This window comes from Ancylobacter sp. FA202 (genome assembly GCF_000380205.1).
In the GTDB taxonomy this organism is placed as follows: Bacteria; Pseudomonadota; Alphaproteobacteria; order Rhizobiales; family Xanthobacteraceae; genus Ancylobacter.
Genome location: NZ_KB904818.1, coordinates 4,581,769 through 4,600,389 on the forward strand (window position 1 = coordinate 4,581,769; position 18,621 = coordinate 4,600,389).

General features: G+C 67.9%; 17 protein-coding genes. 11 read left to right on the forward strand and 6 right to left on the reverse strand.

Features of this window, described 5'->3' with window-relative positions; translation table 11 throughout:
• Positions 1 to 85: 85 nt before the first annotated feature.
• Entirely contained in the window at positions 86 to 1,786 is a 1,701-nt protein-coding gene (locus A3M1_RS0121330; protein ID WP_018391024.1) for an extracellular solute-binding protein, read from the reverse strand.
• 341 nt (positions 1,787 to 2,127) lie between these two features.
• Here A3M1_RS0121330 and A3M1_RS0121335 point away from each other — a divergent pair, with 341 nt between their 5' ends.
• Positions 2,128 to 2,880: an invasion associated locus B family protein gene (locus tag A3M1_RS0121335; protein ID WP_018391025.1), complete on the forward strand. Its 753-nt coding sequence runs from the start codon at positions 2,128 to 2,130 to the stop codon at positions 2,878 to 2,880.
• Between the two features lie 87 nt (positions 2,881 to 2,967).
• On the opposite strand, the gene hspQ is transcribed toward A3M1_RS0121335, so the two are convergent.
• Positions 2,968 to 3,297 (reverse strand): heat shock protein HspQ, encoded by a 330-nt coding sequence (gene hspQ / locus A3M1_RS0121340; RefSeq protein ID WP_245261807.1) that lies wholly within the window; start codon positions 3,295 to 3,297, stop codon positions 2,968 to 2,970.
• 183 nt (positions 3,298 to 3,480) lie between these two features.
• On the opposite strand from hspQ, the gene A3M1_RS0121345 reads away from it, so the two are divergent.
• Positions 3,481 to 4,443 (forward strand): AEC family transporter, encoded by a 963-nt coding sequence (locus A3M1_RS0121345; RefSeq protein WP_018391027.1) that lies wholly within the window; start codon positions 3,481 to 3,483, stop codon positions 4,441 to 4,443.
• Between the two features lies 1 nt (position 4,444).
• Here the strand turns inward: A3M1_RS0121345 and A3M1_RS0121350 are convergent, their stop codons facing one another.
• Positions 4,445 to 5,656 (reverse strand): UbiH/UbiF family hydroxylase, encoded by a 1,212-nt coding sequence (locus tag A3M1_RS0121350; RefSeq protein WP_018391028.1) that lies wholly within the window; start codon positions 5,654 to 5,656, stop codon positions 4,445 to 4,447.
• 172 nt (positions 5,657 to 5,828) lie between these two features.
• On the opposite strand from A3M1_RS0121350, the gene A3M1_RS0121355 reads away from it, so the two are divergent.
• From A3M1_RS0121355 to A3M1_RS0121395, 9 genes are all read left to right on the forward strand, one after another.
• On the forward strand, positions 5,829 to 6,560 hold the full coding sequence (locus A3M1_RS0121355; protein ID WP_018963968.1) for a phosphatidylcholine/phosphatidylserine synthase: 732 nt from the start codon (positions 5,829 to 5,831) through the stop codon (positions 6,558 to 6,560).
• Between the two features lie 46 nt (positions 6,561 to 6,606).
• Entirely contained in the window at positions 6,607 to 7,584 is a 978-nt protein-coding gene (locus A3M1_RS0121360) for a quinone oxidoreductase (RefSeq protein WP_018391030.1), read from the forward strand.
• A gap of 208 nt (positions 7,585 to 7,792) precedes the next feature.
• Positions 7,793 to 9,352 (forward strand): ABC transporter ATP-binding protein, encoded by a 1,560-nt coding sequence (locus tag A3M1_RS0121365; RefSeq protein WP_018391031.1) that lies wholly within the window; start codon positions 7,793 to 7,795, stop codon positions 9,350 to 9,352.
• A complete protein-coding gene (locus A3M1_RS0121370) occupies positions 9,342 to 10,418 on the forward strand; it encodes an ABC transporter permease (protein WP_018963967.1) in 1,077 nt (358 codons plus the stop codon). Before A3M1_RS0121365 ends, A3M1_RS0121370 begins: the two co-directional genes overlap by 11 nt.
• A complete protein-coding gene (locus tag A3M1_RS0121375) occupies positions 10,411 to 11,334 on the forward strand; it encodes an ABC transporter permease (protein WP_018391033.1) in 924 nt (307 codons plus the stop codon). Before A3M1_RS0121370 ends, A3M1_RS0121375 begins: the two co-directional genes overlap by 8 nt.
• Positions 11,335 to 11,431: 97 nt before the next feature.
• Positions 11,432 to 12,511, forward strand: a complete 1,080-nt coding sequence (locus A3M1_RS0121380) for a BMP family ABC transporter substrate-binding protein (protein ID WP_018391034.1) — start codon at positions 11,432 to 11,434, stop codon at positions 12,509 to 12,511.
• A gap of 140 nt (positions 12,512 to 12,651) precedes the next feature.
• Positions 12,652 to 13,932 carry an allantoate amidohydrolase gene (locus tag A3M1_RS0121385; protein WP_018391035.1) on the forward strand — a complete coding sequence of 427 codons (1,281 nt, stop codon included), beginning with the start codon at positions 12,652 to 12,654 and terminating at the stop codon, positions 13,930 to 13,932.
• Positions 13,929 to 15,146, forward strand: a complete 1,218-nt coding sequence (locus tag A3M1_RS0121390) for an ArgE/DapE family deacylase (protein ID WP_018391036.1) — start codon at positions 13,929 to 13,931, stop codon at positions 15,144 to 15,146. Before A3M1_RS0121385 ends, A3M1_RS0121390 begins: the two co-directional genes overlap by 4 nt.
• A gap of 16 nt (positions 15,147 to 15,162) precedes the next feature.
• Positions 15,163 to 15,927 carry a hypothetical protein gene (locus A3M1_RS0121395; RefSeq protein ID WP_018391037.1) on the forward strand — a complete coding sequence of 255 codons (765 nt, stop codon included), beginning with the start codon at positions 15,163 to 15,165 and terminating at the stop codon, positions 15,925 to 15,927.
• A gap of 25 nt (positions 15,928 to 15,952) precedes the next feature.
• Here the strand turns inward: A3M1_RS0121395 and rimO are convergent, their stop codons facing one another.
• The 3 genes from rimO to A3M1_RS0121410 form a co-directional block, all read right to left on the reverse strand.
• A complete protein-coding gene (rimO, locus tag A3M1_RS0121400; RefSeq protein WP_018391038.1) occupies positions 15,953 to 17,314 on the reverse strand; it encodes a 30S ribosomal protein S12 methylthiotransferase RimO in 1,362 nt (453 codons plus the stop codon).
• 110 nt (positions 17,315 to 17,424) lie between these two features.
• The gene (locus tag A3M1_RS0121405; RefSeq protein WP_018391039.1) at positions 17,425 to 17,754 is read right to left on the reverse strand and encodes an antibiotic biosynthesis monooxygenase; all 330 of its coding nucleotides are present in this window, start codon (positions 17,752 to 17,754) and stop codon (positions 17,425 to 17,427) included.
• A gap of 149 nt (positions 17,755 to 17,903) precedes the next feature.
• Positions 17,904 to 18,473: a hypothetical protein gene (locus A3M1_RS0121410; RefSeq protein ID WP_018391040.1), complete on the reverse strand. Its 570-nt coding sequence runs from the start codon at positions 18,471 to 18,473 to the stop codon at positions 17,904 to 17,906.
• Between the last annotated feature and the right edge of the window lie 148 nt (positions 18,474 to 18,621).

Sequence of the window (18,621 nt, forward strand, 5' to 3'; positions counted from 1 at the left end):
GGGCGCGGCTGTCCAGCGCTTCATGCGGGCGATGACGCGGTTTTGGCCTGATGTGGCGAGCCGGCCCGCCGCCGCGCGCGGGACTTTACGGCTTTGCCTGCCACCAGCTTTCCGCCAGCGTGCCGGAAAGCGCCAGCGTCTGCGGCCGCCCCACCTTGCGCCAGCGCGCGATCCACTGGCCCGGCGTGTAGAACAACGGGACCGAGAACTGCGCGGAAATCAGCACCCGGTCGAGTGCCCGCACCGCCGAGACGAAATGCTCCCGCTCGTGCGCCGCCAGCAGCGACTCGATCATCGCGTCCGCCGCAGGGCTCTTCAGCCCCATGAAATTTCGCGTACCGGGCACATCGGCCGCCGCCGAGCCGAAATAGAAAGCCTGCTCATTGCCGGGGGACAGCGACTGGTCCCAGATATAGGGCACCATGTCGTAGTCATAAGTCTGCTTGCGGGCCTCGAACTGCACATTGTCGACGAGGCGGATGTTCAGCCGCACGCCAGCGCGGCGCAGCATGTTCTGATAGGCGAGCGCCAACCGCTCCTGGTCCTTGGTGCCGACCAGCAGTTCCGGGGCGAAGGGCTGGCCGGTGGAGCGGCTAGTCAGCGTGCCGGCCTTCAGCTCCCAGCCGGCCGCTGCGAACAGGTCCAGCGCCTCGCGCAACCGCACACGGTCGCGGCCCGAACCGTCCGAGCGCGGGGCGTGCCATGAGCCGTCCATCGCCTGCGGCAGCACGGAGTCGGGATAAGGGGCGAGCAGCGCCTGCTCGCGCGCATCGGCGGGGCGGCCGAGGCAGGAAAGCTCGGAATCGTCGTAGAAACTGCCATTGCGGCGGTAGAGGCCGAAATAGAGATTTTGGTTGGCCCATTCAAAGTCGAACAGCGCCACCATCGCCTGCCGCACCCGCGCATCGGTGAAGAACGGGCGGCGCATGTTGAAGATCAGCGCCGAATAGGGTTTGGGCGTGCCGGTGGCGACCTCCTCGGTGACGATGCGCCCGTCGCGCACGGCGGGGAAGTCGTAGCCGGTCTTCCAGCGGCCGGGGTCGGTCTCGTAGCGTATGTCGTAAAGCCCGCGCTTGAAGGCTTCAAACTGCGCATTCACATCGCGGTAGAAGTCGTAGCGCAGGCTGTCGAAATTGAAATTGCCGCGATTGACCGGCAGCTCCGCGCCCCAATAGGAAGGGGCCCGCGCCATCAGCACCGTCTCACCCGGCTTCACCTCGGTCACGGTGTAGGGGCCGCTGCCGAGCGGCGCCTTGAAGCTGGTCTGTTCGAAGGTCTCCGCATCGGTGGCGTGGCGGGCTAGCACCGGCATGAGGGCGAGGATCAGCGGTAGTTCACGGTCGACCACGCCGAAGGTGAAGCGGATGGTGAGCCGATCCGTCACCTCGGCCTTCGCCACCTTTCCGTAATAGGTGCGGTGGTTCGGTCGGCCCTTGGCGCGCAGCAGCTCGAACGAGAACAGCACGTCGTCTGCCGTCACCGGCGTGCCGTCGGCGAAGCGGGCGCGCGGGTCGATCTCGAAGGCGACATAGGATCGCGCCGCGTCGGTCTCCACCCGGCGCGCCAGCAGTGCGTAGCAGGTAAAGGCTTCGTCCGGGCTACGCGCCATCAGGCTTTCAACGATGTTCCAGCGCACGAAGGGCGGGGCGGTGCCGCGCACGATGAACGGGTTGAGGCTGTCGAAGGAACCGACCGCGCCCTGGATCAGCCGACCGCCCTTCGGCGCGTCCGGATTAACGCTGCGGTAATGGGCGAAGCCTTCCGGGTGCAGCGGCGCGCCGTGCATGGCGATGCCGTGGCTCGCGAGGCTTTCGCTGGAGGTGACGGCGGGCGCCGGGGCAGCGCCGTCCTGCGCCCCCGCAGACCCCAGAACTGGGTAGCCAAGTGCCGTTCCGCCGGCAATTAAGACGTTGCGCCCAAAGGCCCGCCGGGTGATACCGCTCACGCATCGGCTCCTGGTCAGAGATTCGGCTCGTATTTGCCGCCGAGTTCTAGCATGAACCAGACACCGATATTTGCCGGGGTCACTCTGTCGCCTCAATTGCGCTTGAGACAGCCCCACGATCGCGTTATGGCGGCGAGGCGTCCGCTGTTCTCTCTACCCGGTTCGCTCGACAGGAACTCGACATGATCCATCGCTCCACTCTTGCGCGCAGCCTTGCTGGCGCCGCCCTGGCGCTGACCCTCGCCGGTGGTGCCGCGCTTGCCCAGACGGCTCCGGCCAAGCCGGGCGCCAAGCCGGCGGCCCCCGCCGCCGCCCAGCAGGCGCCTGCCGCTGGCCAGCAGGCCGCCGGCCCGCAGCAGATTCCCGCGATCCCGATTCCGTGGATGAAGCGCTGCCGGCAGGAGCCTTCGATCAACAAGGAGGTCTGCGAACTGGAGCAGACCATCATCACCGACACCGGGCAGTTCCTTGTCCGCTTCGGCGTGTTCGAAGTGCAGGACGACCCCAAGAAGGCCTTCACCGTCGCCTTCCCGACCGGCCTGCTGCTGCGCAACGGCTTCCGCGTGGCGCTGGCCAATGAGCAGCCGATCCTCGGCACCTTCGTGATGTGCGACGAGCGCTTCTGCCGTGGCGACATCCAGGTCGACCAGGGCTTCGTCGACCGCATGAAGAAAGCCCCGGGCCTGACTCTGCAGGTCGCCAATGCGGTGGGCCGCCTCATCTCCTACCCGATCGGGCTCGGTGATTTCGCCAAGGTCTATGACGGCCCGCAGACCGACCAGAAGGTGTTTGAAGGCCAGATCGCGAAGATCCAGGAGCAGGTGAAGGCCCGCCAGGAAGCGCTCAAGGCCGAGGCCGAGCAGCGTGAGCAGCAGACCAAGGCCGGCCTCGAAAAGCTCGGCGCCGAGAAGCTGAAGAACGCCCCGGCACAGTAAGGCCCCTATTACCCTTCAAGACAGAAGCGCCCGGCGAGAGCCGGGCGTTTTCGTTTACGGACTCGCAGCGCCGGCGCAGCGCCGCCGCTATTGCAGCCGCTCGCTGCGCACCCGCCAGCCGCCATCACCATCCGCCGCCAGCATTTCCGGCACCTGGGGATGGCGCACCGGCTCGCCTGTCGTGTCGAGTTCGAGGTTCTGCTCGGAGACATAGGCGACGTATTCGGTCTCCGCGTTCTCTGCCAGCAGGTGATAGAAGGGCTGGTCCTTGGTGGGGCGGATATGTTCCGGGATCGACTCCCACCATTCGTCCGTGTTGGAGAATTCGGGGTCGACGTCGAACACCACGCCCCGGAACGGGTAGTGCCGGTGCCGGACGACCTCGCCGATACGGTATTTGGCGTTCCGCTCTTTCATCATGAACTCGTCCGCCATCCTGAACTTGTCCGCGAAGGGGGTAGCGCCCCCGTAGCGGGCGACGCCAGAGCCTGTCAACCGCCGCCCATGCAACCCGCATGCCCAAACGCCGCAACCACAGGGACGCGACACGAGCGAAAGATGGCGATTGACCAGGGCGAGGCGAGCCGGTAGCGAGCCCTGATGGACGAGGTCCTCGCGCTCGCGCTTCCCTTTTTCGGTGTGATCTTCCTGGGGCTGGGATGCGGCCGGCTGGCGCGCATCCCGGAAAGCGGCCTTGCCTGGCTCAGCTTCTTCATCATCTATCTGGCGCTGCCGGCCCTGTTTTTTTCGCTGGTGGCCCGCACGCCGTTTCACGAGCTGACCAACGGCTCCTTCATCCTGGCGACGACGGCGACGACGGCGGTGTGCTTCACCCTCTCGCTTCTGGTCGGGCTGTGGCTGCGGCGCGGCAACCTGCCGGAAGCCACCATCGCCGCCATTGTCGGCTCCTATTCCAATGTCGGCTATATGGGGCCGGGGCTGACGCTGGGCGCGCTCGGCGCCGGTGCCTCGGTGCCCACGGCGCTGATCTTCGTCTTCGACAGCCTGTTCTTCTTCACCATCGTTCCGGTGCTTATGGCGATGGGCGGACGCGATCGCCGGGGGCTCGGTCACACCCTGCTGTTGGTGGTGCGCCGGGTCGTCACCCACCCGTTCAATGTCGCGACCTTTCTCGGGGTGCTGTCGGCCTATTTTGAATTCCAGCCGCCCGCCGCGCTGGACAAGACGCTGGAATTTCTGCGCAACGCCGCCGCGCCCTGCGCCCTGTTCACGCTCGGCGTTTCGGTGGCGCTGCGGCCGATGGGCAAGATGCAGAGCGAGGTGCCGTGGCTGCTGGCGATCAAGCTCCTCATCCACCCGGCGCTGATCTGGCTGGTGCTGAGCCTGGTCGGCGGCTTCGATCCGGTGTGGATCGCCACCGCCGTGCTGATGGCGAGCCTGCCGCCTGCGCTGAACGCATTCATCATGGCCAAGCAGTACGACACCTATGTCGCAGGCGCCTCCGGCGGCGTGCTGGTCGGCACGGTGGTCTCGGTGGCGACGGTGACGGCCATGCTCTACGCCCTGCAGCACGACATGCTGCCGCACGGGCTGCTGCAGTAAGCTACACCGGCGCTCCCGCCAGCAGGCGCGGCATGTCGCGGGTCGGCCCCACGCCCTCGCGCATCACCCTCCTCCGCAGCCCGGGCGATTGGCCCAGCATCCACAGCCCGAGCCCGCGCAGGCCGGCGATCGGGAGCAGATCGGTCAGCAGCGAACGGTTGAACAGGTCGATGGCGAAGCCGCGCGAGGCAACGTCGCCGCGCCGGCGGCGCTCATAGGCCTCCATCGCGTCCGTGCCGCCGATATCGCGCCCGGCGCGGGCGGCGTCGCTGGCGATCTCGGCGAGAGTGGCGGCGTCGCGGATGCCGAGATTGAGCCCCTGCGCCCCGATCGGCGGGATGATGTGCGCCGCCTCGCCGACCAGCGCGACGCGCCCCTTGGCGAAGCACGCGGCGGTGCGCTGGCTGAGCGGGAAGCTGCCGCGCGGCGACACCAGCTGCATCACCCCAAGCAGCGAATGCGCCTTGCGTTCCATAGCGCGGGCGAAGGCGACGTCGTCCAGCTCCGCTAGCGCCTGCGCCTCCACCGCCGAAACGACGCAGACGACGCTGGAGCGATCGCCGGGCAGCGGCACCAGGGTGAACGGCCCGGTGCGGGTGTGGAACTCGGTGGAGATGTCACGATGCGACCGGCTATGGGCGAGGGTGGCGGTGACGGCGACCTGGGGATAGGCGCGCGTCTTCACCTCGATTCCGGCCGCACGCCGGCAGGGGGAGTTGCGGCCGTCGGCGGCAGCGATCAGCGCGACATCCAGCCGCGCGCCGCCCTCCAGCTCCAGCGTGGCGTGGGTCGGCGTCTCGGTGACGCCCGCCACGCGGACGCCGAGACGCTCGATGCCGGAAGATTGCGCCACCGCCGCGTCGAGGGCGGCGAGCAGCGCCTCGTTCTCGACATTCCAGGCGAAGCCTTCCAGCCCGAGCTCGCCGGCGCGGAATTCGACTTCGGGCGCGCGGATGAGGCGCCCGGTGTCATCGACGAGCCGCATCACCCGCAGCGGCGAGGCGTCGGGGCGCAGGGCCTCCCATACGCCGAGCGCCTCCAGTGCCTTCACCGAGCCGTCCATCAACGCGGTGGTGCGCGGATCATGACTGCGGGGAGGGGCGATGAGCTTGACCGGGAGCCCCCCCGCCGCCAGCGCCAGCGCGGCGATGAGGCCGCTCGCGCCGGCGCCTACCACCGCAGCGGTCTGTCCTGTGTGCAGTTCGGATGACATGTGAACCTCCATGTGCATCACCGGGACTATAAGCCGGACGTGGAGTGTGGGATAAGCAGGCCGACGTGGTCTGGCAATGCAGATCGCGGCGGGCGCATATTATATGTCAGATGTGGAAGAGGCAGGCGGCGATCCCCCGGGACGCGCGGTCGCAGGAGGAAAGCCGGTGGCGATGACAACGAAGTCGCTCAGCGCGGGTCCGGCCGGACGTCGCACGCTGGCTTTCGCCGTGCACATCTTCACCGCCTCGGGCGCGGTCTGCGGGCTGCTGGCGCTGATGGCGGCGGTGGAAGGCCATTGGGCGCTCATGTTTGCCTGGCTCGGCCTGGCGCTGTTCGTCGACGGCATCGACGGCACCATGGCGCGGCGGGCGAAGGTGGGCGAGGTGCTGCCGCGCTGGTCGGGCGACACGCTGGACCTCGTGGTCGACTATCTCACCTATTGCCTCGTGCCGGCCTTCGCGGTGGCGAGCGGCGGGCTGATGCCGTTCTGGCTGGCGGTGGCGGCCAGCGCCACTATCCTGCTCACCAGCGCGCTCTATTTCGCCGACACCTCGATGAAGACCGATGACCTGTATTTCCAGGGCTTTCCGGCGGTCTGGAATGTGGTGGTGTTCTATTTCTTCCTCGTGCCGCTCAATCCCTTCGTGATTGCCGGCATCATCGCGCTGCTGGCGGTGGGCACTTTCCTGCCAATCAAGTTCGTCCACCCGTTCCGCGTCGTGCGGCTGCGGCTCGTCACCCTGGCGCTGCTCGCGCTCTGGGCGGTGCTGGCGGTCGTCGCGGTGGTAGAGGACATGCGGCCGGACCTGTGGGTGACGATCGGGCTGTGCGCCTGCGCGGTCTATTTCACCCTGTTCGGGGTCATCCCCTCGCGCAAGCGGGCGGCCGCGCCGCGCCCCTGAGCGCCGGCGGGCGCCTCACCTCATCCCTAAACGGCTGGAGAGCACAATGGCTGCGACGATTCGCGTCCATGAAACGGGTGGCCCCGAGGTCCTGACCCTGGAGGAGGTGACGCTCGGCGCGCCCGGGCCGGGGCAGGTGAAGCTGCGCCATACGGCGATCGGCCTGAATTTCATCGACACCTATTTCCGCAGCGGCCTCTACCCTCCGCCGAACGGTCTGCCCTTCACGCCCGGCAATGAGGCGGCGGGTGTGATCGTGCAGATCGGCGAAGGGGTGAGCGGCTTCAAGCCGGGCGACCGCGTCGCCTATGGCTCGGCGCTCGGGGCCTATTGCAGCGAGCGGATCATGCCTGCCGCGCCGCTGGTGAAGCTGCCCGATTCGATCGCCGACGAGACCGCCGCCGCGATGATGCTGAAGGGCATGACGGCGCGCTACCTCCTGCGCCAGACCCACAAGGTGAAGGCCGGCGACACGCTGCTGGTGCACGCGGCGGCCGGCGGGGTGGGGCAGATTCTCTGCCAGTGGGCGACGCATCTGGGCGCCACCGTCATCGGCACGGTGGGCTCGGCGGCCAAGGCGGAGATCGCCCGCAACTGCGGCGCCGCCTATGTCGTCAATTACAGCGAGGAGAATTTCGTCGAGCGGGTGCGGGACATCACCGAGGGCGCGCTCTGCGACGTGGTCTATGACGGGGTGGGGCAGGCGACCTATCCGGCCTCGCTCGACTGCATCAAGCCGCGCGGCCTGTTCGCCAGCTTCGGCAATGCCTCCGGCGCGATCAAGGATTTCAGCCTGCTCGCTTTGTCGCAGAAGGGCTCGCTCTACGCGACGCGGCCGACGCTGTTCACCCACATCTCGACCCGTGACGACCTTCTGGCCAATGCCCGCGACCTGTTCGAGGTGGTCGCCTCCGGCGTGGTGAAGATTCCGGTGAACCAGCGCTACCGGCTCTCGCAGGTGGCCGACGCGCATCGCGACCTTGAGGCGCGGCGGACTACCGGGTCGACCGTGCTGCTGCCGTGACGGTATCCCAGTCCCGGATTCTGACGCAAAACGCGCCATTTTCCGGACCGGGCGGACCAGACTTTAGGCTTGCTCCCGTGATCGGCCATGCCATTCTGCCGGGGCACCGCCACAGAAGTGTCATCCGCATGAACCGCCGCTTCCGCCTAACTACCGACCTGACAGGCGCCCGCAGCCGCGCCTGCCGACGGCCGCGCGGGTGAGCGGCATGGGGGACGTGCCGGACCCGCCGCACGCGCTGCTCGAAGCGGTCAAGCTGACCAAGAGGTTCGGTTCGCTGGTCGCCAACGACCATGTCAGCCTCGCCATCCGCGCCGGTGAGACACATGCGCTGCTGGGCGAGAACGGCGCCGGCAAGTCCACGCTGGTGAAGATGATGTGCGGCCTGCTGCAGGCCGATTCGGGCGAATTGCTCTATGAGGGCACGCCGATCATCTTCCCCGATCCCGCCAGTTCCCGCGCCAAGGGCGTCGGCGTGGTGTTCCAGCATTTCGCCCTGTTCGACGCGCTGACCGTGGTGGAAAATGTGGCGCTGGGGCTGCCCGGCCACCAGCCGCTGGCCGTGCTGGCCGCGCGCATCGACGACTGCGTCCGACGTTACGGGCTCAGCGTTGAACCCTACCGGCGGGTGGGCGAGCTCTCCGTCGGCGAGCGTCAGAGGGTTGAGATCGTGCGCTGCCTGCTCGGCGACCCGCGCGTGCTGATCCTCGACGAGCCAACCTCGGTGCTGACCCCGGACGAATCGGAAAACCTGTTCCGCACCGTCGACCTGCTCACCGATGAGGGTAGGGCGGTTCTGTTCATCAGCCATAAGCTCGACGAGGTGCGCCGGCTCTGCCACCGCGCCACCGTGCTGCGCGGCGGCAAGTTCATCGCCGAGGTCAACCCGAAGCAGGAATCCTCCGCCAGCCTGGCGCGGCTGATGGTCGGCGCCGACGTGCCGCGCACGCCGCGCGTGGCGGCGCATGCCCTTGGCGAGCCGCGCCTGCTCGTGCGCCAGCTCAGCGTCGCCGGCGATGGCTCGCGCGGCTCGGCGCTGCACGACATCAATATCGAGGTCCGTGCCGGCGAGATCGTCGGCATCGCCGGCGTCGCCGGCAATGGCCAGACCACGCTGTTCAACGTGCTCTCGGGCGAGACGCGGGTCGAGGACCACGAGAGCATCGTCATCGACAAGGTGGCCGCCGGCGGCCTCGGCCCGACCGAGCGGCGGGCGCTGCGCGCCGGCTTCGTGCCGGAGGAGCGGCTGGGCCACGCCGCCGCGCCGGACATGCGGCTGTCCGACAATGTGCTGCTCACCACCCATGGCGACGGCCAGATCGTGAAGCGCGGCGTGATCCACCGCTCGGTGCTGTTCGCCCGTTTCCAGCAGATCGTGAAGGGTTTCGACGTGCGCTTCGGCGGCAAGGACCCGAAGGCGCGGCGGTTGTCGGGCGGCAATCTGCAGAAATTCGTCATCGGCCGCGAGGTGCTACGCGATCCGGTGCTGATCGTGGTCGACCAGCCGACCTGGGGTGTCGACGCCTCGGCGGCCGCTTTTATCCGCACGACGCTGCGCGAGCGGGCGGCACAGGGCTGCGCCGTGCTGGTGGTGAGCCAGGACCTTGACGAGCTGCTGGAATTCGCCGACCGCGTCGGCGTGATGTGCGAGGGCCGGCTGACGGCGCCGGTGCCGGTGGCGGAGACCTCGCGCGAGGCGATCGGCCTTGCGATGGGCGGCGCCTATGGCACCCACTCGGCCGCCGGGGAGGGCCACCATGCCGCTTAGGCTCGAACGGCTGGAGAACGTCTCCCCCCTGCGGCACGCGATGGCGCCTGTTGTGGCGGCACTGGTGACGCTGGTGGTCGGCGCGGTGATGTTCGTCGTGCTCGGGCATGATCCCGTGCGTGCCTTCACCATCTATTTCATCGAGCCACTGGGCGACGCCTACACCTTGCAGGAACTGGTGGTGAAAGCCTCGCCGCTGCTGCTAATCGGCATCGGCCTTTCCTTCTGCTACCGCGCCAACCGCTGGAACATCGGCGCCGAGGGCCAGTATGTCGCCGGCGCCGTGCTCGGCTCCTGGCTGGCGCTGGCGACGCACGGCACAGAGGCCGGGCCCTGGGTGCTGCCCGCCATGCTGGTGTTCGGCGCCCTCGGCGGGGCGCTGTGGGGGCTGATCCCGGCCTTCCTGCGCGTGCGTTTCGGCGCGAGCGAAATCCTCACCAGCCTGATGCTGGTCTATGTCGCCCAGCTGGGGCTCGACTATCTCGTCCGCGGCCCGTGGCGCGACCCGGCGGGCTTCAACTTTCCCCAGAGCGTCACCTTCGACGACGTGGCGCTGATGCCGCTGCTGATGGCGGACGGCCGGCTGCATGGCGGCATCGTCATCGCGCTGCTGGCGGTGGTCGCCGCCACCTTCGTACTCGGCCGCACGCTGGTGGGGTTCTCGATCGAACTCGCCGGTTCGGCCCCGCGCGCGGCCGCCTTCGCCGGCTTCGACGAGAAGCGCGTGACCTATGGCGTGTTCGCGGTGTCCGGGGCGCTGGCGGGGCTCGCCGGCATCATCGAAGTCGCCGGCCCGATCGGCCAGCTCCAGCCGACCATCTCGCCCGGCTACGGTTTCACCGCCATCATCGCCGCCATGCTGGGCCGGCTGCACCCGGTGGGGATTCTGGTGGCGAGCCTCGTTCTGGCGCTGACCTATATTGGCGGCGAGGCGGCGCAGATCACCATGCGCCTGCCCTTCGATGTGACGCGGGTTTTTCAAGGCACGCTGCTGATCGCCATTCTGGCCGCCGATATTCTGGTGCGCTACCGCATCCGCCGGGTGGAGGGAACGACCCATGCTTGACGCGGCGATCATCGGGGCGGTGCTCGCCAGCGTCGTCGCGGCGGCGACCACGCTGCTGCTGGCCTCGCTCGGCGAACTTGTGGCCGAGCGCGCGGGCACGCTCAATCTCGGCGTCGAGGGCATGATGATCGTCGGGGCGGCGGTCGGCTATGTCACGGCCTATGGCTCGGGCAGCCTGCTGCTGGGAACGCTGGCGGCGGTGCTGGCCGGCATGGCGCTCTCGCTCGTCTTCGCCGTCCTCGCCATCTGGCTCGCGACCAACCAGGTCGCGTCGGGCCTCGCCACCACGATTCTGGGTCTCGGCCTCGCCGGGCTGATCGGCGCCAGCTTCGTCGGCACCCAGCTCGCCGGCGCGCCGCAGCTGCACATTGCCGGGCTGACCGAGCTGCCGATCCTCGGCAAGGCGCTGTTCGGGCAGGATGCCTTTGTCTACGTCTCGTTCCTGCTGCTGGCGGCGGTTGCCTACACGCTGACGCGCACGCGGATCGGCCTCGTGCTGCGCGCGGTGGGGGAGAACCACGCGGCGGCGCATGCGCTTGGCCATCCGGTACGGGGCATCCGCACGCTGGCGGTGATGTTCGGCGGCGGCTGCGCCGGTCTGGCGGGGGCGCATCTGTCGCTCGCCTACACCCCGTTCTGGGCGGCTGATATGACCGCCGGGCGTGGCTGGATCGCGCTGGCCCTGGTGGTGTTCTCCGCCTGGCGGCCGCTCTGGCTGCTCGGCGGCGCCTATCTGTTCGGCGCGGTCTCGATCTTGCAGCTGCATGTGCAGGGATTCGGGCTGGGGATTCCCTCGCAGTTCCTGTCGGCGCTGCCCTATCTGGCGACAATCATCGCCCTGGTGGTCATCTCCGCGCTGAAGCATGGGCGTGGGGCGCCCGCCTCGCTCGGCGTGCCTTTTGTACCTGATCGCTGAACCAACATATGGGCCGCGTCATGGCGGCCTCCCGGTGGGCGAGGCGGTCGCGCCCGCCGGTGATCCCCGAGGCCGCGATGAGGGAGCGGAGACGTTCATGCGCAAGATTCTCTCCATGGCGGTTGCCATTGCCGCGGGCTTCGCCCTGGCTGGCGGTGCGCCGGCACAGGCGGCGGAGAAGCTTAAGGCGGCTTGGGTCTATGTCGGGCCGGTCGGCGATTTCGGCTGGTCGTACCAGCATGACCAGGGCCGCAAGGCGGTCGAGAAGCACTTCGGCGACAAGGTCGAGACCACCTTCGTCGAGAATGTCGACGAGGGCCCCGACGCCGAGCGGGTGATCGAGCAACTCGCGAGGGCCGGCAACAAGCTGATCTTCACCACCTCCTTCGGCTTTATGGAACCGACGCTCAAGGTGGCCAAGCGCCATCCCAACGTGTTCTTCGAGCACGCCACCGGCTTCAAGCGGGCCAAGAACGTCTCGACCTACAACGCCAAGTTCCACGAAGGCCGCTATGTCCTCGGCCAGATCGCGGCGAAGACGTCGAAGACCGGCACGATCGGCTACATCGCCTCCTTCCCGATCCCGGAGGTCATCGCCGGCATCAACTCGCTGATGCTGGGCGCGCAATCAGTCAATCCAAACATGAAGATCAAGATCGTCTGGGTGAACTCGTGGTTCGACCCCGCCAAGGAGGCCGACGCCGCCAAGGCGCTGATCGACCAGGGCGCCGATGTGATCTCGCAGCACACGGACAGCCCCGCCGCCATGCAGGCCGCCGAGGCGCGCGACGTAATGGCGTTCGGCCAGGCCTCCGACATGATCAAGTTCGGCCCGGATTCGCAGCTCACCGCTATCGTCGACGACTGGGCGCCCTACTACATCGAGCGTGTGCAGGCGGCGCTCGACGGCACCTGGACCTCCACCGACACCTGGGGCGGCATGAAGGACGGCGAGGTCGTGATGGCGCCCTACACCAACATGCCCGACGAGGTGAAGAAGATGGCCGAGACGACCCAGGCGGCGATCACCTCGGGCGCCCTCAACCCCTTCAAGGGCCCGATCTACAAGCAAGACGGCACGCTCATGGTGAAGGAGGGCGAGGTTCTGGCCGACAAGGATATCCTGTCGATGAACTGGTATGTTAAGGGCATCGACGACAAGGTGCCCGGCCAGTAGGCTCCGGCATCAGGAACGCATCGGCGGCGTGGGCTTTCACGCCGCCCTCGTTGCCAAAGGTGGCGCCATATGCGATTGCGCTTGCACAGGAGCGCGGCCCCCATGCCCGGCCGCGCGGCCGGAGGCGCCGTGTCGACCCTATGACGATCCCCGTGAATATCGCGGCTCTCGGCGCCCGCGCGGCGGCGATGATCGAGCAACTTGGCGCGATCCCCTCGGCGCCGGACACTCTCACTCGCTTCTTTCTGACCCCCGAGCACCGGCGCGCCGCCGATCTTGTCGCCCGCTGGATGGGCGAGGCCGGCCTCTCGGTAAGCGAGGACGCGCTCGGCACGGTGCGTGGCGCCTGGCACCCCGCCGGCCCGGAGGCCCCCCGCCTGCTCATCGGCTCGCATATCGACACCGTGGCCAATGCCGGGAAATATGACGGCACGCTGGGCGTGATCCTCGGCATTCTCGCTGTCGAGGCGGTGGCGCGAGGCGGGCTGACGCCGGCCTATGGCATCGATGTGCTCGCGTTCGGCGACGAGGAAGGCACGCGCTTTCCCACCACGCTCTCCTCCTCGGCCGCCTGTGCCGGGGTGTTCCTTCCCGCCAGCCTGCAGGCGCGGGACGGCGACGGCATCAGCCTGGGCGAGGCGCTGCTTGCCTATGGCAAGAACCCCGACGACATCGCCGCCAGCGCCTATGACCCCTCGCGCGTGCTGGCCTATATCGAGGCGCATATCGAGCAGGGACCGGTGCTGGAGGCTGAGGGCGCGCCGCTGGGCGTCGTCACCGCCATCGCCGGCGCCTCGCGCCTGTCCGTCACCGTCACCGGCGAGGCCGGCCATGCCGGCACCGTTCCCATGCGCCTGCGCCGCGACGCGCTGAGCGGTGCCGCCGAAATGGCGCTCGCGGTCGAGCGCATCGCCCGCGCCGGCGCGGACGGCATGGTGGCGACCGTCGGGCGCGTACATGTCGAGCCCGGCTCGGTGAACGTGATTCCGGCGCGCGTGGTCTTCACTGTGGATCTGCGCTCGGCATCGGACGCCTCGCGCCGGGCGGCACTGACGCGGTTCGAGGCCGATGCCCACCGCATTGCCGAACAGCGCGGCCTCGGCGTCGTCATTTCCGCCTTTCACGAGGTCGCAACCGTTCCCTGCTACCGCGACATTCAGCGGCGGCTCGGCGATGCCGTCGCCTCGCTCGGGCTGCGGGCGCCGCTGCTGCCTTCCGGCGCCGGTCATGACGGGCAGGCGATGGCAAAGCTCTGCCCGGTCGGCATGCTGTTCGTGCGCTGCAAGGGCGGCATCAGCCATAACCCGGCGGAATATGCGTCGCCCGAGGATATGGGGATGGCCGCGGCGGCGCTCATCCGATTCATCGAACGGTTTCAACAGCCCCCTTCCGATGGCGGCACAAGCGGAGCACAGACGTGAGCAGTTCCGGCGATTCCGACAGGCTGGCGCGCGAGGTCGATTTCCTTAAGGCGCTAGTGCGCGTGCCCAGCGACAACCCGCCGGGCGACTGCGCGCCCCATGCCGAAATTGCCGGCCAGTTGCTGGAGGGGCTGGGCTTCGAGGTGGAGCGCCACGCGGTGCCGGAGCCCTATGTGCTGGCGCATGGGATGAAATCGGTGGTCAACCTCATCGTCCGCGAGCGCTTCGGCAACGGCAGCGGCCCGGTGATCGCGCTCAACTCGCATGGCGACGTGGTACCTCCCGGCGAGGGCTGGACCTATGATCCCTACGGCGCCGAAGAGCGGGGCGGGGCGATCTATGGGCGCGGCGCGGCGGTGTCGAAATCCGACTTCGCCACCTATGCTTTCGCGTTGCTGGCGCTGAAGGAGCGGCCGGACGACCTCGACGGCACGGTCGAGCTGCATTTCACCTATGACGAGGAAGCCGGCGGCTTCGTCGGCCCGCAATGGCTGCTGGAGCATGGCATCAGCAAGCCGGACCTCGCCATTTCCGCCGGCTTCTCCTATGCGGTCGTCATCGCCCATAATGGCTGCCTGCATCTTGAAATCGTGGTGCGCGGCAAGCAGGCGCACGCTGCGATGCCCGAGACCGGGGCGGATGCCCTTGAGGCGGCGGCCGGCATTCTCGACGCGATCTATGCCGAGCGCCGTCGCCTCAACGGCATCACCAGCGCCACGCCGGGCATCGGCTCGCCGAAGATCACAGTGGGTCTGATTTCGGGGGGCATCAACACCAATGTCGTGCCCGACCGCATCGTCATGCGCGTCGACCGCCGGCTGACCCCGGAAGAAAATGGCGAAAGCGTCGAGGCGGAGCTGCATGCGCTGGTCGAACGCGCGGTCGCGGGGCGGGCTGGCATCGAGATCGAGTGCCGACGCATCATCCTCGCCGAGCCGCTGCGCACGCTGCCGGGCACGGAGCGGCTGGTCGAGACGATCCAGAAGCACGCCGCCGCCGTGCTGGGCGAGACCCCGCCGGCCACCGCCGTGCCGCTCTACACCGATGCGCGCCACTACACGGCGGCCGGCGTGCCGACGGTGCTTTATGGCGCCGGGCCGCGCTCCATCCTGGAGGCCAACGCCCATGCCGCCGACGAGCATGTGCGGATCAGCGACCTCAAGGCGGCGACGCAGGTGATCGAAGCCACGCTGCGCGACCTTCTGAAGCCCTGAGGCCGGAGCGCAACACGTGACCTGGAGCCGCCTGTTCGTCAGTGAGTATTTCTCGGTCTTCGTGGTGTTCGTCGCCACCCTGCCGCTGCTGGCGGGTTGGGCCTGCTACTGGGTGGCGATGCGCCCAAGCCTGGTCGCCGTCTTCGTGCCCCGGGATCTGCAGACGTCCTATCTCGGCGCGCTGACCCTGCCGTTCGCGCTGTTCCTCGCCTTCATGGTGAGCGATATCTGGAACCGCGAGACGCTCTACGCCAAGACCGTGCTGCAGGAGGTGCAGCGGCTGGACGCCATGCTCGACATCGCCCGTGTCTGTGGGCCAAGCTGCGCGCCGGTCGATGATGCGGTGGGGGTCTATGCGCGGGCGCTTTCCCGCTACGAGTGGGATGAGGGCTGGGTGCGGCCGCAGCCGGAAGTGTCGACCGCCTTTGCCGGGCTGGTGGAGGCGATCGCGCGGAGCAGCGCCGATGCCGCCGTGCCGAACTATCTTCGCAGCACGCTGCTCGCCAGCCAGATCGAACTGCGGCGGCTGCGGACCGACCGCTACTTCATCCTCCACGCCGACCTCGCGCCGCATCGCTGGATCGTGGTGATGGTGCTCGGCATGCTGTCGCTGATCGGGCTGGCGGCGCTGCATGTAGGCAAGCGCTACCAGCTGATCATCGGGCTTTCGACCTTCGCCATCGCCTTCTCGACCACGCTCGCCTACACGGTGGCGCTGTCCTGGCCGACGGTGGACGAGAGCATCGTGCCCTCCGAAGAGCTGCGACGGGTGCTGGAATAGCGGCGGAGGGCGGCAGCGGTCGCGTTCAGTAGCCCACCGCCGTGCCGTGCAAATCATAGGCGTCGGCGCGCTCGATCTTCACCGTGACGATCTCGCCGACGCGCAGCGGACGGCGCGCCGCGACATGGACCACGCCGTCAATTTCAGGCGCGTCCGCCTTGGAACGGCCGATCGCCACGGTCGGGCCGACCTTGTCGATTATGACCTGCTGGCGGCTGCCGACCTTGCGCTTGAGGCGGCGGGCGCTGACACGCTGCTGCACCTCCATGAAGCGCTTCCAGCGCTCTTCCTTCACCTCGTCCGGCACCATCTCGGCGCCGAGAGCGTTGGCGGGCGCGCCGTCCACCGGCTCATATTTGAAGCAGCCGACCCGGTCGAGCTCGGCCTCCTCCAGGAAGGCGATGAGTTCCTCGAATTCGGCCTCGGTCTCGCCGGGGAAGCCGACGATGAAGGTGGAGCGCAAGGTGAGGTCCGGGCACGCGGCCCGCCAGGCCTGCACCCGGGCCAGCGTCTTCTCCTGCGCCGCCGGGCGCTTCATCCGCTTCAGCACGGTGGGGGAGGCGTGCTGGAAGGGGATATCGAGATAGGGGAGGATGACGCCCTCCGCCATCAGGCCAATCACCTCGTCCACATGGGGGTAGGGGTAGACATAGTGCATCCGCACCCAGGCCCCGAGGCTGCCGAGTTCGCGCGCCAGGTCGAAGAAGCGGGCGCGGACCTCACGGTCCTTCCACGTGCTCGGCGCGTAGCGCAGATCGATGCCGTAGGCTGAGGTATCCTGCGAGATGACCAGGAGTTCCTTCACCCCGGCATTCACCAGCCGCTCCGCTTCGCGCAGCACATCCGCCGCCGGCCGGCTGACAAGGTCGCCGCGCAGTTTGGGGATGATGCAGAAGGTGCAGCGATTGCTGCAGCCTTCCGAGATCTTCAGATAGGCATAGTGGCGCGGGGTGAGCTTGATGCCCTGCGGCGGCACCAGATCGATAAAGGGGTCGTGCTGCGGCGGCACCGCCTGGTGGACGGCGGCCAGCACGCTCTCATATTGCTGCGGCCCGGTGACGGCGAGCACGCCCGGATGCACGTCGCGAATCTGCTGGGGCTCGGCGCCCATGCAGCCGGTGACGATGACCTTGCCATTCTCCTTCAGCGCGTCGCCGATGGCGGCGAGGCTTTCCGCCTTGGCGCTGTCGAGAAAGCCGCAGGTGTTGACGATGACGAGGTCCGCGCCTTCGTGATGGCGCGACAGCTCATAGCCTTCCGAGCGCAGGCTGGTGATGATCCTCTCGCTGTCGACCAGCGCCTTGGGGCAGCCGAGCGAAACGAAGGAGATGCGCGGCGCCTCACCGCGCGCGGGGGAGAAGGCGTCGGGGGACGCGATGTCGGCCATGATCGTGGGGGTACCCGGCATTTCAGGATCGCGAGGCGTTACGGCACGCCGCCCGATCCGTCAACTGCGCCGGGGGCGCCCCCACTATGCCGTGCCCCCCGTGGTGAGGCTCAGGCCGCCTGATCTTCCACCGACTGGGCGAGGACGCTGTCGAACAGTTCGACCTCGGGATGGCCGAGATAGAGCGGCTTGTTGGCACCGGCGCTGCCATGCGCCTTACGGAACGCCTCGGAGCGCGTCCACGCCTCGAAGTCCGCCCGCGACGCCCATTCGGAATGCGAGGCGTAGAGGGTGTGGTCGTCCTTGGTTGCGCCGCGCAGCAAATGGAAGGTCTTGAAGCCCGGCACGGTCTTCAGATGGCTGTCGCGCTCGCGCCAGACGGTCTCGAAATCGGCTTCCGACCCGAGCTTCACCTTGAAGCGGTTCATAGCGAGAAACATGGCGCACTCCTGTGTTGACCCGGCGCAGGAGACTTAGCCCAAGCCGACGCCGGGGTCGATACGGCGTGTCGGCATTGCGGCGGCCGAGACAAAAAAAGGGGCGGCTCGCGCCGCCCGCCTATCCTGGAGAGACACGTCCGGATCAGGGCTTACTTCAACTTGTCGACATCGATGCCGAAGGTGACGGCGCCAATGGCCACATCCTTGTCGGAAATGGTGACGCTGACCTGGGCGATCTTCTTGCCGTCCTCTTCCTCGACCTTGTCGACGAAGATGGTACCGGGACCCACCGCATAGGTCTTCTGCCACTTGGCCTCATCCGCCTGCCACAGGTCGGAGGTGCCGTCGGTCTGGCCGACATTGAGGCCGCGATTGTCCATCACGAAGGCTTCGGTGATCACGCCGCCGGACGCATCCCGCTTCACGATCAGGAATTCCGACAACTTGTTCTTGCGGACGGGATCGACCACCGCCGGGTCCTTGGCGACCCAGGCCTTGTCCAGCGCGATGATGTCTTCCTGCATCAGCCGCTTGTGCTTCTTGTTCGCCTCGACGATGGCGGCGATCACCACCGGATCGCTGAGCCACGGGGTGATTTTCTCCTGCACATAGGCCGTCGCCGGCTTCACATGCGCCGCCTGATCCTGCGCGAAGGCGGGGGCGACCGCGAGGATGCTCGCCGCCGCGGCGAGCGCGACGAACCTGCTGTGAATGTTCATTGGCGTTTCCTCCTCATGGACGGTCTTCTGCCGTCCGCCGCCACCGTAGCATGGTGTAACGATGGATACGCAAGAGGTATTCGATGCTGCAGAGCAGCATGAACAATCCATCGAATTCGCACAAGCGAAATGTTTTGGACACGAATCG

What these genes read in the sequence shown, in the direction of transcription:
- hspQ (WP_245261807.1), bottom strand. Translation starts at nt 3,297, where the DNA reads ATGAAAGAGCGGAACGCCAAATACCGTATCGGCGAGGTCGTCCGGCAC.
- A3M1_RS0121385 (WP_018391035.1), top strand. Translation starts at nt 12,652, where the DNA reads ATGACGATCCCCGTGAATATCGCGGCTCTCGGCGCCCGCGCGGCGGCG.
- A3M1_RS0121365 (WP_018391031.1), top strand. Translation starts at nt 7,793, where the DNA reads ATGGGGGACGTGCCGGACCCGCCGCACGCGCTGCTCGAAGCGGTCAAG.
- A3M1_RS0121360 (WP_018391030.1), top strand. Translation starts at nt 6,607, where the DNA reads ATGGCTGCGACGATTCGCGTCCATGAAACGGGTGGCCCCGAGGTCCTG.
- A3M1_RS0121350 (WP_018391028.1), bottom strand. Translation starts at nt 5,656, where the DNA reads ATGTCATCCGAACTGCACACAGGACAGACCGCTGCGGTGGTAGGCGCC.
- A3M1_RS0121405 (WP_018391039.1), bottom strand. Translation starts at nt 17,754, where the DNA reads ATGTTTCTCGCTATGAACCGCTTCAAGGTGAAGCTCGGGTCGGAAGCC.
- A3M1_RS0121375 (WP_018391033.1), top strand. Translation starts at nt 10,411, where the DNA reads ATGCTTGACGCGGCGATCATCGGGGCGGTGCTCGCCAGCGTCGTCGCG.
- A3M1_RS0121345 (WP_018391027.1), top strand. Translation starts at nt 3,481, where the DNA reads ATGGACGAGGTCCTCGCGCTCGCGCTTCCCTTTTTCGGTGTGATCTTC.
- A3M1_RS0121380 (WP_018391034.1), top strand. Translation starts at nt 11,432, where the DNA reads ATGCGCAAGATTCTCTCCATGGCGGTTGCCATTGCCGCGGGCTTCGCC.
- rimO (WP_018391038.1), bottom strand. Translation starts at nt 17,314, where the DNA reads ATGGCCGACATCGCGTCCCCCGACGCCTTCTCCCCCGCGCGCGGTGAG.
- A3M1_RS0121410 (WP_018391040.1), bottom strand. Translation starts at nt 18,473, where the DNA reads ATGAACATTCACAGCAGGTTCGTCGCGCTCGCCGCGGCGGCGAGCATC.
- A3M1_RS0121355 (WP_018963968.1), top strand. Translation starts at nt 5,829, where the DNA reads ATGACAACGAAGTCGCTCAGCGCGGGTCCGGCCGGACGTCGCACGCTG.
- A3M1_RS0121330 (WP_018391024.1), bottom strand. Translation starts at nt 1,786, where the DNA reads ATGCACGGCGCGCCGCTGCACCCGGAAGGCTTCGCCCATTACCGCAGC.
- A3M1_RS0121370 (WP_018963967.1), top strand. Translation starts at nt 9,342, where the DNA reads ATGCCGCTTAGGCTCGAACGGCTGGAGAACGTCTCCCCCCTGCGGCAC.
- A3M1_RS0121335 (WP_018391025.1), top strand. Translation starts at nt 2,128, where the DNA reads ATGATCCATCGCTCCACTCTTGCGCGCAGCCTTGCTGGCGCCGCCCTG.